Here is a 13,796-nt window from a genome sequence, read left to right on the forward strand (position 1 = left end):
ATGCTGAAGGCCGACGCGCTGGGGCCCCGGCCCCCGGGTCCGCGCAGCCCGCTCGCCACGGACACCCCGGAGGCCGAGATGGGGGCGCTCGGCCTGGGCACCCTGCGCACCCTGCGCCGCGACGCGCAGCAGGAGGAGGCGGACCTCTCGTACGTGCGCCGGCTGCTGCACGGGCGGATCGACATCCTGCGCGCGGAGCTGGGGCGCCGCATGGCGCCGGACGCCCCGCTGCTGGACCGGCTGCCGGAGATCCTGACCGACGCGCCGTCGCGGCACCGCTCGTCCGCCCGGCACGTGACGCTGGGCATGCCGCTCACCGAGCGGGTGCGGCGGCTCGCCGAGGAGATGCTCTCCGAGGTCGAGCTGTCGGACCTCGACGCCCGCACCGACCAGGACCTGCACGAGGGGATGGGGCGGCTGGTCCGCCACGAGCAGCAGGTCTCCCGGCGCCGGCAGTCCCTCCAGCGGACGGTCGACGGGTGCAGCGCGGAGATCACCCGTCGCTACCGTGACGGGGAAGCCAGCGTGGACGACCTGCTCGCCGAGGGCTGAGCGCGGAGGAACGGCCGGCGGGGCCCCGGCGCGTCCCCGCCGCGGCCCGCCGTAAATCCGGGTGCGTCCCGTTCGGCGGGCGCCTACGTTCGGGGGATGAGCCTCGACCTCCGCACCCTCGACGAAGCCGATCTGCCGGAATGGCTCCGCGCGCTGAACAACGCGTTCCTGATGCCGCCGACGATCAGCCCGGAGGAGCTCGCGGCCCGCAGGCCGGGGGTCGATCTGGGCCGTACCCAGGGCGTGTTCGACGAGGGCCGCTGCGTCGCCACCTTCCGCAGCATGCCGCGTGAGCTCACCGTGCCGGGCGGCGAGCGGGTCGCCGCGGCCGCCGTCACCAACGTCTCGGTCACCGCGACGCACCGCAGGCGCGGGCTGGCGACGCGCATGATGGCGCACGACCTGGCGGCCGCCAAGGAGCGCGGTGAGGCGGTGGCGATCCTGGTCGCCGCCGAGTACCCGATCTACGGCCGTTACGGGTTCGGCCCGGCGACGTGGATCAACGAGTGGGACGTGGACGTCCCCCGGGCCGCCCTGGACCGCCGCTGGGCGGGGCCCGCCGAGGGCCGGGTGGACCTGATGACGACCGAGGAGGTCCGCAAGTCCGGGCCCGAACTGCACGAGCGGTTCCGGCGGCTGACGCCGGGCGCGATCAGCCGCGACGACCGCTGGTGGGACATGGAGACCGGGCAGCTGACCTTCCCGTCCAGCCCCTGGAAGGAACCCTTCTACGCGGTGTACCGGAACGCCTCCGGCCAGGTCGACGGCCTGGCCACGTACTCCGTCACGGAACACCGGTGGGCGAACAAGTTCCCGAGGATGACGCTGGAGACGAACCGGCTGATCGCGGTCTCCCCGGCCGCGGAACTCGCGCTGTGGCGCTACCTGTTCTCCATCGACTGGATCACCGAACTGAAGTCCGGCTTCCGCGCCCCCGACGACGTCATGCCCCTGCTCCTCGGCGATCCGCGCGCCGCCAGGGTCGAGACGCACGCCGACTTCGTCTGGCTGCGGGTGCTCGACACCGTGCGCGCCCTGGAGGCCCGCACCTACACCGGCGCGGGCTCCCTCGTCCTGGACCTGCACGACGCCGCCGGCCTGGCCGGCGGCCGCTTCCGCCTGGAGACGGACGCGGACGGCAGGGCCTCCTGCACCCCGACCCGGGACGACGCCGACCTCTCGCTCGACATCGCCGAGCTGGCGACGCTGTACCTCGGCGACGAGTCCGTCCGGCGGCTGGCCGTCCTGGGCCGTGTCACCGAGGCCCGCCCCGGCGCCGCGGCCCGCGCGGACACCCTCTTCCGTACCCCCCGCCGCCCCTGGTGCCCGGACGGCTTCTGATCCCCCGGTTCCCCGTGTCCGCCGCCCCTACTGCGCCATCAGGATGGCGATCCCGGTGAGGGCGATGCAGGTGTAGGTGGTGCCCCGGTCCTTCCGATCGAGGGCGATCAGCCCGAAGACGATCGCCCACGCTGCGCCGTACCTCCATTGGACGAACTGCTCGAACAGGAATCCGAGAACAGGCATGGCAGGTCCCTCCTTCGTGGCGCTGGGTGGTGCGGAAGGCGGGTGGCGGCGGTATGTCCCGTACGTCGTTGGACGGTTGATGACGCTGACCCCCGTTGCGTCAACTTCGACAACTCCTCTGACAAATCTCCCCGAAGTCGCCTGAGCTGCTACCTACAAGTTTTCCCGGTTGAAGGAGATCCACAAACTTGCATCAGTCTTAGTCAGTCAACTCCCAGAAGTTGATGGAGAGTTGTAGCCTGGAACGTATGAGTCCGAGCAGCCCGGAGCACAACGGCGCGGTGCCGCCCTTTCGGCGCATCGCGCGGGAACTGCGCGCCGAGATGGACCGCGGCGAGCTGGCCGCCGGCGACCAGATCCCGACCCAGGAGGCGCTGAGCAGGCGCTTCAAGGTGTCCCGGGCCACCGTGCAGCGGGCGCTGGACGAGTTGCGGAAGGACGCCTACATCGACTCCCAGCGGGGCCGCGGGTCGTACGTCCTGCGGGCCTCGGGCGCCTCCCGGCCGGAGCACGAGGGCCGGTCGCACACGGGGCCCGGACCGGCGGGGGTCGAGCTGGCCGAGCACCTCGAAGCCGCCTTCCGCGCACCCCGCGTCACCCTGGACTCCTTCTCGCTCACCGCGGAGACGCTCAACTCGGCGATGCAGGGCCCGCTCCGGCTCATCCAGGCGGGCGAGCTCGAACCCCCGCAGTCGGTGACCGTCCGGCTGCTGCTGCCCTTCCCCGGCGCCCAGCTGGCCGTGCCGCGGCTGGTCGGCGACCCGGAGGACGTGCGTCCGCGGGAGCGGCTGCGGCGGCTGGCGCAGAGCCACGCGCTCGGTCTGCAGAGCTCCGTCGGCCGGCTGGCCGACCTGGGGCTGGTGACGCAGGTCTCCGTCGAGGTCAGATCCATGGCGGTCACGCCGGTGAACAAGCTCTACCTGCTCAACGGGACGGAGGCGCTGTTCGGCTACTACAAGGTCGTCCAGCGCACGGTGTCCTACCGCGGGGAGGACATGGACATCTACGACTTCCTGGGGCTCGGGGCCACGCTCTTCCACTACTCCGCGGGCGGTGTCGTGCCCGACCCGTACAGCGCCGAGTTCGTGCGCCGGTCACGGGATTGGTTCGATTCCGTCTGGTCAACCATCGCCGAGCCGTTGAGACTTTTCGAGTGACCTTCCGCCCGCGCCCAGCCGCCGGCCGACGGACCCGCCGTGAACTCATCGTCGCCGCACAGTGCGTGCTCTTCGACTTCGACGGTCCGCTGGCGGGACTCTTCGCCCACCGCACCGCGCAGGAAGTGGCCCGGGTGCTGCGCCGCCAGTTGGCCGACTGGGGGCTTGCGCCCGCCCTCAAAGATCCGGACAACCCCCTCCAGGTGCTGCGGGACACCGCCGCGGCGTACCGGGGGACGGAATCGGGCCACCGGGTGGCTGAGCTGAATCGCCTGCTCACCGCCGAGGAGGTGTGCGCCGCGTGGTCGGCCGCGCCCACCGAGTACGCCTACGAGCTGGTCGTCTGGCTCGTCGCGCGCGGGAGCAGGGTCGCCGTCGCGACCAACAACTCGGCGGAGGCCGCGTACGTGTACCTGGACCGGATGGGGCTGGCCCCGTTCTTCGGCCGGCACGTCCACGGCCGGCCGGCCGATCCCGGGCTGCTCAAGCCCCATCCGCACTGCCTCCAGGAGGCGTTGCGCTCCACGGGGACGCGCCCCCGGGACGGGCTGATGATCGGAGACTCCGCCGACGACTGCAGCGCGGCTCTAGCGGCCGGTGTCACGTTCCTGGGCTACGCGAGGGATGAGACGAAGCGGCTGGAGCTGGAGGTGGCCGGGGCCGAACACATCACCGACTCGCTCGCGCACCTCTTCGAAGAAGATCGGTAAACGTAACCGTTAGGGTCGCTCGATCCGGCGGAACGGGCACTATTCTCAACGCCACGCGAGGCTGTGGGACGGGGAGTGCACGTCAGCGATACGAGTTCACAGTCGGAGAATCCGGTGACCACGACGACAGTGGCGAAGGTCGAATCCCTGGAAGGAGTCGAGCGGGTCGAGGGCCCTTTCCAGGGCTACCACAACGTGACCTACGCGGTCAGACTCGACCCCGGCTCCCCGCTCGGCCTGGGTGCCCGCCGGATGAAACTCCGGGAGCCGCGTCCCGGTGTCTTCTGGTTCGACCTGCGGGTCTTCCGGTCCGAGGACCAGCTGCTGCCCGTCCTCCAGGGGCGGATTCCGCGCATCCCGCTCGTCACGAAGATCGACGGGCACGCCTCCGCGATCTCGTTCATCGAAGGCCGCACGCTGGGCAGCCTGCGCGGCCAGGGCGGCAGCACCATGGTCGGTCCCGGGTTCCTCGACCAGATCGAGGAGCTCTTCCGCCATCTCGCGGCCTTCGACGTCGCGGAGCTGCCGGCGACGCCGCAGCGGCCGTGCAGGTGCGCGCTGCTGCGCGGCGACGGGAGTTCCACGGCGTTCCTGCGGGGCGTGGTGCACTTCACCCGCAAGCACGTCTACGCCCCGCACCGCAAGCGGTTCGCCCAGCTGCTGGCCGACCTCGACGTGCCGGAGGGCGTGCTGGGCAGGTTCGGGCGGGAGCTGCCGCAACTGACCCGGCGCCCCTACCGGTTGCTCCACGGCGACCTGCACCGGCAGAACTTCATCGTCGACGCCGACGGCGGCCTGTGGACCATCGACTGGGAGCTGGCGCTGGTCGGCGATCCGCTCTACGACCTGGCGACCCATCTGCACCTCATGCGCTACCCGCTGCCGCAGGAGCGCGAGGTCACCCTGCGCTGGAAGCGGGCGGTGGGCGAGGCGGCGGCCCGGGGAGCGGACGAGGACCTGCCGCACTACCGGGCCTACAAACGTATCCAATCCGTCTTCACGGACGTCATCCGCGGGGCGACCGGACTGGACGCCGCTCTCGACCACGCGCAGCTGCGGCAGGTCGCCGCCACCGTCTGGCGGACGCTGCGGGCCGCGCAGGAGCCGCTGGGGCTGGAGAAGGTGGTGTCGCGGGTGGTCGTGGAGGCCGCTTTCGAGGCCTGGCACCGGCGGCACGCCGCCCCCGTCACTGGAGGCCGAGGGCCATCCACTTGGCCGGGTCGCTGAGCGGCTCGAAGCCGATCCTGGCGTAGACGCCGTGGGCGTCGGCGGTGGCGAGGAGGATGCGGCGCAGCCCCGACGGGGCGAGGTGGTCGCGCACGGCGGTCACCAGGGCGACGCCCAGGCCCTTGCCGCGGGTGGCGGGGTCGACGTAGACGTCGCAGAGCCAGGCGAAGGTGGTGTGGTCCGTGATGACCCGGGCGTAGGCCAGCTGGGCGCCGGAAGCGGTGTCGTAGAGGCCGAAGTTGAGCGAGTTCGCGATGGCGCTGTCCTGCTTCTCGCGGCTCCTGCCGAGCGCCCAGTAGGCGTCGGTGGAGAGCCAGTGGTGGATGCGGGCGGCATCCAGCCGGGCGGGGTCCGTCGAGATCTCATAGGTGTCGTCGTCCATGGCGGCGAGGCTGCCAGGGCGGGGTCGCGGCGTCGACCCGATATTTCAATGGTGCAGCGTTGCTTAGCGGTCCGCGAAGAACAATTAACTGGACCTTGACTGTCGGTGTGCGGCACGCTCGGCGGCATGGAGACGGACCGGCCGCTCGGCGGCATCCACGTGCCCTTGATCACTCCCTTCGACCCGGACGGAACGGTGGCCACCGCCGCCCTGGAGGCCCTCGCGCACGAGATCCTCGACGCGGGCGCGAGCGGACTCACCGCGCTCGGCACCACCGCCGAGGCCGCGACCCTCGACGCGGCGGAGCGGGCCGACGTCACCGCGGTCGTCGGCCGGGTGTGCCGGGAGCGCGGGGCCTGGCTGACGCTGGGCGCCGGGTCGAACGACACCCGGCGGTCGGGGCAGGAGCTGAGCGCGCTCGCGGGGACCGGAGCGGACGCCGCGCTCGTCCCCGTGCCGTACTTCACCCGGCCCTCCGAGGCCGGGGTCGTCGCGCACTTCGAGGCGCTGGCCGCGGAGAGCCCGCTGCCGCTGATCATCTACAACATCCCGTACCGCTCGGGGCAGACGCTCGGCATCGACGCGCTGCTGCGGCTCGCCGCCGTCCCCGGCGTCGTCGGCGTGAAGCACGCGGTCGGCGCGATCGACGAGGACACGGTGGCGCTGCTCGGCGCGGAGCCGCCCGGCTTCGCCGTCATGGCGGGCGACGACGTCTTCGCCCCCGCGCTGCTCGCCCTCGGCGCGGCGGGCGGCATGCTCGCCTCCGCGCACCTGCTGACCGACCGCTGGGTCGCCCTGGCCGCGACCGGCGACCGGGCGCTGGGACACCGGCTGGCGGCCCTCGCGGCGGCGCTGTTCAGCGAGCCGAACCCCACGGTGATCAAGGCCGTGATGCACGCCCACGGCCGCATCCCCGGACCCGGCGTCCGCCTGCCGCTGCTGCCGGCCGGCCGCCCATCGCTTGAGACGGCCCTCCGGGTACACGACGCGGCAGGGGATACTCGGGACCGTACGCACGCATTGATCGGAGAGGCGTCATGAGGATCGGAATCGTCGGAGCGACCGGCCAGGTGGGCGGAGTCATGCGCAAGGTGCTCGCCGAGCGCGCCTTCCCGGTGAAGGAGCTGAGGCTGTTCGCCTCGGCCCGTTCGGCCGGGAGCACCCTGCCGTGGCAGGACGGCGAGATCGTCATCGAGGACGCCGCCACGGCCGACTACTCCGGGCTGGACATCGTCCTGTTCTCGGCGGGCGGGGCCGCGTCCAGGGCGCTGGCGCCCAAGGTCGCCGCGGCCGGCGCGGTCGTCATCGACAACTCGTCCGCCTGGCGGCTGGACCCCGAGGTCCCGCTGGTGGTCTCCGAGGTGAACCCGCACGCGATCGCGGACCGCCCCAAGGGCATCATCGCCAACCCGAACTGCACGACGATGGCCGTCATGCCCGTCCTGCGCCCGCTGCACGACGAGGCCGGGCTGACGGCGCTGATCGCCACCACGTACCAGGCCGTCTCCGGCTCCGGCGTGGCCGGCGTCGCCGAGCTCGACGGCCAGATCGGCAAGCTCGCCGACCGGGCCGCCACGCTCGCCTTCGGCGGCCAGGACGTCGAGCTGCCGGAGCCGGGCGTCTACGCCCGCCCGATCGCGTTCAACGTGCTGCCGCTGGCCGGCTCGATCGTCGACGACGGCAGCTTCGAGACCGACGAGGAGCAGAAGCTCCGCAACGAGAGCCGCAAGATCCTGGAGATCCCGGAGCTGAAGGTCTCGGGCACCTGCGTGCGCGTGCCGGTCTTCACCGGGCACTCGCTGCAGGTCAACGTGCGCTTCGAGCGTCCGCTCAGCGTCGAGCGCGCCTACGAGCTGCTGGCCGCCGCCCCCGGCGTCGAGCGCTCCGAGATCCCCACCCCGCTGCAGGCGGCCGGCCAGGACCCGACCTTCGTCGGCCGGATCCGCCGGGACGAGACCGTGGACAACGGCCTCGCCCTCTTCTGCTCCAGCGACAACCTCCGCAAGGGCGCGGCGCTCAACGCCGTCCAGGTGGCGGAGCTGGTCGCGGCGGAGCTGACCGCCGCGCGCTGAGCCCCGCCCGCGCGCTGAGCCCCGTCACGCTGGACGCGTACGTGCTGACCGCCGTCAGAACGCCTTGCCGGTCTCCTCGGCGATCAGCACGTACGACGTCTTGCCGTCCAGCGACTCGCGGATGATGTCCGCGTGCCCGGCGTGCCGGGCCGCCTCCTCGATGAGGTGCAGCAGCACCCAGCGGGCGTTGACCCGCATGCCGGCCGGGAACCACGGCGCCTCCGGCAGCGGTGCGCTCACCTCCAGGTCCGGCAGGCCGAGGATCGTCTCCTCGGTCCGCCGGGCCACGGCCGCGTACTCCTCCAGCACCCCGGCCACGGTCTCGTCGCCGACCAGTTGGAAGTCCTCGTGCCAGTTGGACTCGTCCCGTTCGCGGGCCGCCGGCCGCCCCATCAGCGTCGTCTGGATCCAGTTCTCCTCGCAGCTCGCCGCGTGCTTGACCAGGCCGCTCAGTGACAGCTCGCTCACGCTCGGCCGGGACGCGGCCTGCTCGTCGGTCAGCCCGAGGACGGCCCGGCGCAGGGCACCGCGCTGCGCCTCCAGGAAGGACAGCAGGGCATCCCGCTCGCTCTGCTCGCCGGTCTTCCCCGGCTGCACCAGTGTCGGCATGACGACCACCTCTCGTTCGGTCTCGATGCCTCGACTCTAGGAACCCTTGCGGTCAGCCTCTGTCCGCAAGGCCGAAGAGGGACTCAGCAATCTGCGCGGCCCCGGCCCCTGCTCGCCGAGGGCGTCGTGCGGGTTGGCCAGGTGGCACGAGTCGATCGACAGGCAGCCGCAGCCGATGCAGTCGGTGAGGCGGTCGCGCAACTGCTCCAGCTGGGTGATCCTGCTGTTCAGATCGTCGCGCCAGCGCTCCGAGACCAGCGCCCAGTCCGCCCGGTTCGGCGTCCGCCCCTCCGGCAGCAGCCCCAGCACCTCGCGGATCCGCGCCAGCGGGATGCCGACCCGCTGCGAGATCCGGATGAAGGCGACCCGGCGCAGCGTGTCGCGGCTGTAGCGGCGCTGGTTCCCGGACGTGCGACGGCTGCGGATGAGCCCCTCGCGCTCGTAGAAGCGCAGCGCGGACGGCGGGACGCCGCTGCGGTCGGACAGTTCCCCGACGGTGGCTTCCTTGGCGTTCCACGGGAGTTGGGTCATGGCGGCCACAGTAGCGGCCGACCTGAACCATCGTTCAGGTCCGGATCGGGGAGGGCTGCGACAGGGCGGGAACAGGGCGGGACCAGGGCGCGAAAAAACTTTCCCGGACGTGTCGATCCGGGGAGTCCCCGTTCGACGCATCAGATAGAAGCAGGGTTCGACGACGGAGAAGCACGAGAAGGAGCCACCACGATGCGCTACATGATGATGCTGCGGGTCGACGAGAACACGGACCTCGTCCCGAGCGAGCAGCTGATGGAGGACATGGGCAAGCTCCTGGAGGAGATGACGAAGGCCGGCGTGCTCCTCGACACCGCCGGTCTGCGGCCGACCTCGGAGGGCACCCGCATCAAGCTGTCCGGCGGCAGGCTGACCGTGACCGACGGGCCCTTCACCGAGGCGAAGGAAGTCATCGGCGGCTACGCGATGCTGGACGTGAAGACCAAGGAGGAGGCGCTGGAGTGGGCCTCCCGCTTCCTGCGGCTGCACGGCGACGGCTGGGAGATCGAGTCGGAGGTCCGCCAGATCGAGGGGATGAACGACTGATCGGGACGGCGAACGGCTGACCCGTCCGCGGCGGCCCGCCGCTCCTCCGGTCGCGAGCCACAGCGGGCCGCCGCGGGCCGCCGGGGGCTGTCGCGGCTTGTCGCGGGTTGCCGCCCCGCGGACGGGGATGCTCTGATGGGTCGCCATGACGGCACCGAGCCCCCGCCCCGACGCCCACCGCGCGATCGAGGCGGTGTGGAGGATCGAATCGGCACGGCTGATCGCCGGGCTCGTGCGGCTCGTGCGCGACATCGGCCTCGCCGAGGAGCTGGCGCAGGACGCCCTCGTCGCGGCGCTGGAGCAGTGGCCCGGGTCGGGCGTCCCGGACAACCCGGGCGCCTGGCTCATGGCCACCGCGAAGCACCGCGCGATCGACCTCCTGCGCCGCAAGGAGCGCCTCGCCCGCAAGCTCGACGTGCTCGGCCACGAGCTGGAGAACGCGGGGCACGGCCCGCCGGCCGACGTCGAGGCCGTGTTCGACGGCGACATCGAGGACGACCTGCTGCGGCTGGTCTTCACCGCCTGCCACCCGGTGCTCTCCACGGAGGCGCGCGTCGCGCTCACGCTGCGGCTGCTGGGCGGTCTGCGGACCGAGGAGATCGCCCGCGCGTTCCTCGTCCCGGAGTCGACGGTCGCCCAGCGGATCGTGCGGGCCAAGAAGGCGCTGGCCGACGCGGACGTCCCCTACGAGGTGCCGGCCGGGCCGGAGCTGGCCGGCCGGCTGGCGTCCGTCCTGGAGGTCATCTACCTGGTCTTCAACGAGGGGTACGCGGCGACGGCCGGCGACGACCTGATGCGCCCCGCGCTCTGCGCCGAGGCGCTGCGGCTGGGCCGCGTCCTGGCCGCGCTGATGCCGAAGGAGCCCGAGGTGCACGGCCTCGTCGCGCTGATGGAGATCCAGTCGTCACGCTCCGCCGCCAGGACGGGTCCTGCGGGCGAGCCGGTCCTGCTGCTCGACCAGGACCGCTCGCGCTGGGACCTGCTGCTCATCCGCCGCGGGTTCGCCGCGCTGGAGCGGGCCGCCGCGCTCGGCGGCCCGCCGGGACCGTACGTCCTGCAAGGGGCGATCGCCGCGGGCCACGCCCGCGCCCGCACCGCGGGCGAGACCGACTGGCGGACCATCGCCGGGCTCTACGAACAGCTCGCCGCGCGCACCCCGTCCCCCGTCGTGGAGCTGAACCGCGCCGTCGCGCTCGCCATGGCCGACGGGCCGGCCGCCGGCCTGGAGCTCGTCGACACGCTGACCGACGAGCCGTCCCTGGCCGGCTACCACCTGCTGCCGACCGTCCGCGGCGACCTCCTGGCCCGGCTCGGCCGGTACGAGGAAGCCGGCCAGGAGTTCGCCCGCGCCGCCGCCCTCACCCGCAACGCCCGCGAGCGCACGCTGCTGGAGCAGCGCGTGGCGGAGTGCGACCGGCGCCGTGACGGCTCTCACACCCCGTAATCGCGCCTTTTGCAAGCGATGTGCTTGCAATAGTTAGCAGCGATGGTGCAGCATCGAGGCATGGCTTCACTGAACGTCGGCAACGTCGGCGAGTACCTGCGGGAGCAGCGGCGCAACGCGCAGCTGTCGCTGCGGCAGCTCGCGGACGCCGCCGGGGTTTCCAACCCCTACCTCAGCCAGATCGAGCGCGGGCTGCGCAAGCCCAGCGCCGAGATCCTGCAGCAGCTCGCGAAGGCGCTGCGGATCTCCGCGGAGACCCTGTACGTCCAGGCCGGAATGCTCGAGGAGCGCGACCGGGACGAGCTGGAGGTCCACGCGGCGATCCTGGCCGATCCGACGATCAACGAGCGGCAGAAGCAGGTGCTGATCCAGATCTACGAGTCGTTCCGCAAGGAGAACGCCGTGGTGGAGGAGCAGGTGCCGGCGGACCCGGCGCCGGCGGACCCGGTGCGGCCGAAGACCGTTCGACCCGCCTGACCGCTCGACCCGCGTCACCGTTTCGACCCGCTCTACCGGCGCGTTCGCAGCGCGCCCGGCACACCGTACGCAGACACCGTGCGCATGACCACGCGTCAACAACCCCCGTCCGGGAGGACCCTCATGGCGATCACCGATGACATCGTGAAGACGCTCAAGGACCCGACGCCGCTCTACGCGGTGGCCGGTACCGCCGACCTCGCCGCCGAGAAGCTGCAGCGGGTGCCCGCGCTGATCGAGAAGATCCGCGCCGAGGCTCCCGAGCGCATCGAGAAGATCCGCAACACCGACCCGAAGGTGATCCAGGACCGCGTCGCCGCGCAGGCCAAGGACGCCCAGACGAAGGTGACCGAGGCCCTCGGCTCCGTCGAGCTGGACCTGAAGAAGATCGGCGAGTCCGTCCAGGACTTCGCGCTCCAGGGCGTCGGCCGGGCCGCCGAGGCCGCGGTGAAGGTCCAGGAGACCTACGGCACGCTGGCCGAGCGCGGCAAGGGCGCCGTGGCGACCTGGCGCGGCGAGGTGGCCGACGAGATCGAGGAGATCGCCGTGGCGGTCGAGCCCGACCCGCGTCCGGCGGCCGAGTCCACCTCGGCTCCGACGGCGGACGCCTCGGCGTCCGCACCGGCCAAGAAGCCCGTCGCGAAGAAGACCCCGGCGAAGAAGCCGGCCGCCAAGCCGGCCGAGTAGTACGCGCCACGCACCGGACGGACCGGGCACGCTCAGCGTGCCCGGTCCGTTGTGCGAGCAGGACCGGTACGGTGGCGGCGACGGTTTATCGGGCATCCGGCCGAGCCCGGGCAGACGGACAAGGCGGTGGGCGGCGTGTTGGTCACGGGGTTCTTCGGGGTGGTGGCCCTGATCTCCTGGGGGCTGTTCCTCTTCGCGCTCTTCGCGTTCATTGATGCCGCGGTCCGCCGCGAGGACGCCTACCGCGCGGCCGGCAAGAAGACCAAGGCCTTCTGGCTGATCGTCCTCGGCCTCGCGGCCCTGGTGATGAAGTTCTTCTCGATCTTCGACTTCCTGCCGGCGTTCGGCCTGGTCGCGGTGATCGTCTATATGGTCGACGTCCGTCCGGCCATCAAGCAGATCACCGGCGGCGGCCGCCGGGGCGGCGGCAGCAGCAGCGACGGCCCGTACGGACCGTTCCGCCGCTGACCTCCCGCACCTGGGCAGCGGCCCTGGATAGCGGCCCTCAGCCGTCGGAGCGCTGCAGCTGGGCCGGCAGGCCCGTGATCCGGGCCGGGGCGACGCGGTCGAGCAGCACGACGGCGACGTCGTCCGTCAGCTCCCCGCCGTTCAGCTCGCGCGCCTCGGTGACGGCCGCGTCCAGCAGGCACTCGCCGCGCAGCCCGCCGGCCAGCTGCCGGGTGATCATCTCGACCATCCCGTCCTGGCCGAGCCGCTGCGTGCCCGTACCGACCCGGCCCTCTATCAGCCCGTCGGTGTAGAGCATCAGACTCCAGGACGCGCCCAGTTCGACGTCGATCCGGCTCCACGCGGTCTGCTCCAGCAGCCCCAGCGCGGGACCGCCCGCCTCGTACGGCAGCAGCCGCGGCACGCCGTCGGCGCCGGTCAGCAGCGGGGCCGGGTGCCCGGCCAGATACAGGTCGGCGCGCACGCAGCCCGGCGCGATGTCCACGGTGCAGAGCGTCGCGAAGGTCTCGTCGTCGGCGCGCTCGTTCTCCAGCACCTTCTGCAGGGTGCTCAGCAGCAGGTCGCCGCTGAGCCCGGCGAACGTCAGCGCGCGCCACGCGATCCGCAGTTGGACGCCGAGCGCGGCGGCGTCCGGGCCGTGGCCGCAGACGTCGCCGATCATGGCGTGCACCGTGCCGTCCGCCGTGCGCACGGTGTCGTAGAAGTCGCCGCCGAGCAGCGCGCGGCTGCGCCCCGGCCGGTACCTGGCCGCGAACCGCAGGTCGACGCCGTCCAGCAGGGGCTTGGGCAGCAGCCCGCGCTCCAGCCGGGAGTTCTCCTGGGCGAGCAGCCGGGTCTCGGTCAGCTGGCGCTGCGCGAGGTCGGCGCGCTTGCGCTCCACGGCGTAGCGGATCGCCCGCGTCAGGTGCGAGCCGTCGAGCTCGTCGCGGGTGAGGTGGTCCTGCGCGCCGATCCGCACCGCCTCACCGGCGTCGCCCGTCTCACCCGCGTTCTCGCCGGTCAGCACGAGGACGGCCGTGGTGGGCGCGATCAGCAGCAGCCGGCGCAGGCTCTCCAGCCCGTCGCCGTCCAGCACCAGCAGGACGCAGTGCACGTCGTCGGTGAGCAGCCGCTCGGCCTCGGTGAGGTTGCGCGCCCGGCGCAGGCGCACCCGGTACCCGCCGCCGTCGTGCAGCTCGGGCGCGGTGAAGGTGCCCGCCGGATCGTCGCCGATGACCAGCAGCGTCAGCGCGGGCGCTGACGGATCCTGGCGCTGGCGGGGCACGGGCAGGACGGCGGAGCCGTCCGCCTCACCGGCGTGCGGTACCCCTGTTGCGGTCATCGGACTGTTCCTTCCCTCCCCCCGAGGGTCATTGACAGGCGACCCTAGCGGCAGCGCGCGGTGTGGCGGGAGGCCACGAGGTAAAC

17 protein-coding genes are annotated in these 13,796 nt (G+C 72.3%); 12 read left to right on the forward strand and 5 right to left on the reverse strand.

Annotated features, from left to right (window positions below; genetic code table 11):
• Entirely contained in the window at positions 1-552 is a 552-nt protein-coding gene (locus tag ABZ721_RS17035) for an ABC transporter substrate-binding protein (protein ID WP_358789502.1), read from the forward strand.
• A 96-nt stretch (positions 553-648) separates the two neighbouring features.
• Positions 649-1,893: a GNAT family N-acetyltransferase gene (locus tag ABZ721_RS17040; protein WP_358789408.1), complete on the forward strand. Its 1,245-nt coding sequence runs from the start codon at positions 649-651 to the stop codon at positions 1,891-1,893.
• A gap of 27 nt (positions 1,894-1,920) precedes the next feature.
• On the opposite strand, the gene ABZ721_RS17045 is transcribed toward ABZ721_RS17040, so the two are convergent.
• Positions 1,921-2,079, reverse strand: a complete 159-nt coding sequence (locus tag ABZ721_RS17045) for a hypothetical protein (protein ID WP_358789409.1) — start codon at positions 2,077-2,079, stop codon at positions 1,921-1,923.
• A 248-nt stretch (positions 2,080-2,327) separates the two neighbouring features.
• Here ABZ721_RS17045 and ABZ721_RS17050 point away from each other — a divergent pair, with 248 nt between their 5' ends.
• The 3 genes from ABZ721_RS17050 (at position 2,328) to ABZ721_RS17060 (ending at position 5,173) form a co-directional block, all read left to right on the forward strand.
• A complete protein-coding gene (locus ABZ721_RS17050; protein WP_358789410.1) occupies positions 2,328-3,236 on the forward strand; it encodes a GntR family transcriptional regulator in 909 nt (302 codons plus the stop codon).
• A complete protein-coding gene (locus ABZ721_RS17055; protein WP_358789411.1) occupies positions 3,233-3,946 on the forward strand; it encodes an HAD family hydrolase in 714 nt (237 codons plus the stop codon). Before ABZ721_RS17050 ends, ABZ721_RS17055 begins: the two co-directional genes overlap by 4 nt.
• Before the next feature lie 114 nt (positions 3,947-4,060).
• The gene (locus ABZ721_RS17060; protein WP_358789412.1) at positions 4,061-5,173 is read left to right on the forward strand and encodes an aminoglycoside phosphotransferase family protein; all 1,113 of its coding nucleotides are present in this window, start codon (positions 4,061-4,063) and stop codon (positions 5,171-5,173) included.
• Here ABZ721_RS17060 and ABZ721_RS17065 read toward each other — a convergent pair.
• A complete protein-coding gene (locus ABZ721_RS17065; protein ID WP_358789413.1) occupies positions 5,133-5,555 on the reverse strand; it encodes a GNAT family N-acetyltransferase in 423 nt (140 codons plus the stop codon). The genes ABZ721_RS17060 and ABZ721_RS17065 overlap by 41 nt on opposite strands.
• A 126-nt stretch (positions 5,556-5,681) precedes the next feature.
• Here ABZ721_RS17065 and ABZ721_RS17070 point away from each other — a divergent pair, with 126 nt between their 5' ends.
• Together ABZ721_RS17070 and ABZ721_RS17075 are read left to right on the forward strand one after the other, a co-directional pair.
• A complete protein-coding gene (locus ABZ721_RS17070; RefSeq protein ID WP_358789414.1) occupies positions 5,682-6,596 on the forward strand; it encodes a dihydrodipicolinate synthase family protein in 915 nt (304 codons plus the stop codon).
• A complete protein-coding gene (locus ABZ721_RS17075; RefSeq protein WP_358789415.1) occupies positions 6,593-7,627 on the forward strand; it encodes an aspartate-semialdehyde dehydrogenase in 1,035 nt (344 codons plus the stop codon). The genes ABZ721_RS17070 and ABZ721_RS17075 overlap by 4 nt, the downstream gene beginning before the upstream one ends.
• 54 nt (positions 7,628-7,681) lie before the next feature.
• Here ABZ721_RS17075 and ABZ721_RS17080 read toward each other — a convergent pair whose 3' ends face one another.
• Together ABZ721_RS17080 and soxR are read right to left on the reverse strand one after the other, a co-directional pair.
• On the reverse strand, positions 7,682-8,236 hold the full coding sequence (locus tag ABZ721_RS17080) for a DinB family protein (protein WP_358789416.1): 555 nt from the start codon (positions 8,234-8,236) through the stop codon (positions 7,682-7,684).
• 36 nt (positions 8,237-8,272) lie between these two features.
• Complete coding sequence (gene soxR, locus ABZ721_RS17085; RefSeq protein ID WP_358789417.1) at positions 8,273-8,767, reverse strand: redox-sensitive transcriptional activator SoxR; 495 nt, start codon at positions 8,765-8,767, stop codon at positions 8,273-8,275.
• 192 nt (positions 8,768-8,959) lie between these two features.
• Here soxR and ABZ721_RS17090 point away from each other — a divergent pair, with 192 nt between their 5' ends.
• The 5 genes from ABZ721_RS17090 to ABZ721_RS17110 all read left to right on the forward strand — a co-directional run bounded on the left by ABZ721_RS17090 (position 8,960) and on the right by ABZ721_RS17110 (position 12,389).
• The gene (locus tag ABZ721_RS17090; protein WP_358789418.1) at positions 8,960-9,313 is read left to right on the forward strand and encodes a YciI family protein; all 354 of its coding nucleotides are present in this window, start codon (positions 8,960-8,962) and stop codon (positions 9,311-9,313) included.
• A gap of 145 nt (positions 9,314-9,458) precedes the next feature.
• Entirely contained in the window at positions 9,459-10,757 is a 1,299-nt protein-coding gene (locus ABZ721_RS17095; protein ID WP_358789419.1) for an RNA polymerase sigma factor, read from the forward strand.
• Between the two features lie 60 nt (positions 10,758-10,817).
• On the forward strand, positions 10,818-11,234 hold the full coding sequence (locus ABZ721_RS17100; RefSeq protein WP_358789420.1) for a helix-turn-helix transcriptional regulator: 417 nt from the start codon (positions 10,818-10,820) through the stop codon (positions 11,232-11,234).
• A gap of 123 nt (positions 11,235-11,357) precedes the next feature.
• Positions 11,358-11,921, forward strand: a complete 564-nt coding sequence (locus ABZ721_RS17105) for a hypothetical protein (protein ID WP_358789421.1) — start codon at positions 11,358-11,360, stop codon at positions 11,919-11,921.
• A gap of 135 nt (positions 11,922-12,056) precedes the next feature.
• Positions 12,057-12,389: a DUF2516 family protein gene (locus ABZ721_RS17110; RefSeq protein ID WP_358789422.1), complete on the forward strand. Its 333-nt coding sequence runs from the start codon at positions 12,057-12,059 to the stop codon at positions 12,387-12,389.
• Positions 12,390-12,426: 37 nt separating this feature from the next.
• Here ABZ721_RS17110 and ABZ721_RS17115 read toward each other — a convergent pair whose 3' ends face one another.
• Positions 12,427-13,710, reverse strand: coding sequence for a SpoIIE family protein phosphatase (locus ABZ721_RS17115; RefSeq protein ID WP_358789423.1), 1,284 nt, complete (start codon positions 13,708-13,710; stop codon positions 12,427-12,429).
• Between the last annotated feature and the right edge of the window lie 86 nt (positions 13,711-13,796).

The sequence above is a fragment of the Streptomyces sp. NPDC006733 genome (genome assembly GCF_040636125.1).
Classification (GTDB): domain Bacteria; phylum Actinomycetota; class Actinomycetes; order Streptomycetales; family Streptomycetaceae; genus Actinacidiphila.